1 protein-coding gene is annotated in these 711 nt (G+C 59.8%); it reads left to right on the top strand.

Annotated features, from left to right (window positions below; translation table 11 throughout):
- Positions 1-421: 421 nt before the first annotated feature.
- Positions 422-711: hypothetical protein (locus CKO15_RS13810; protein ID WP_200197404.1), on the top strand; the 290-nt coding region annotated here is incomplete at its 3' end.

The raw sequence follows: 711 nt of genomic DNA, 5'->3' as shown, positions 1-711 counted from the left end.
GGCTTCAAATCGCGTGGCCTGCTCTAGCCACTGCTCGTTGGCGAGTCCGAGACGCTGCAGGATGGGTGGGGCGTTTTGGGCGATGGCGCCGCGTTTTTTGGGGTTGATGGCGCGACCGGTGTGATCGGGAACAGGGACAGGCACTTTGGTTTGGGTGGGCAAGGAAGGTAGTAGACAGGGAAGCATTGTCACATGGAAGTGCGGGCCATGCTGAGACTCAAACGCATTTAAGGTGGTGTGGCTTAGGATGATTGAGGAATCAGTCGGTAACGAGCGTTTCTACTTCGTCTAACGGGTCTTATGTTAAAAGGTCGGTAGGGAGTAGGGCACGGCGCCCCGTTTCAGTCGATTTGCTGAAGGTGGGGAGTAGCGTTGATCGGTTCGACTGAGCCAGTAGCGTTCAGTTAGCGCGGTCGAACGGATGAGCGATAGTGATCTCTCAGTCGGGTCCGCGCGTTGCCTGGTGACGGGATTTGCTGCTGTCCGCGTCTCCGATGCCGCTTTGGTCGGCACGGTCTTGATCGGCCCGGTCACGCTTGCCGCTGAGGGCGTTGAGATGATCCCGGCCCTTTCGTCGGTAGAGCGCTTCAAATCGAGTGGCCTGCTCGAGCCACTGCTCATCGGCGAGCCCGAGTCGCTGCAGGATGGGAGGGGCGTTTTGGGCGATGGCGCCGCGCTTTTTGGGGTCGATGGCGCGGCCGGTGTGATCGA

Origin of the sequence: Halorhodospira abdelmalekii (genome assembly GCF_016583625.1) — a bacterium.
Taxonomy (GTDB): Bacteria; Pseudomonadota; Gammaproteobacteria; order Nitrococcales; family Halorhodospiraceae; genus Halorhodospira; species Halorhodospira abdelmalekii.
This window is presented reverse-complemented; position numbering and strand designations above follow the sequence as displayed.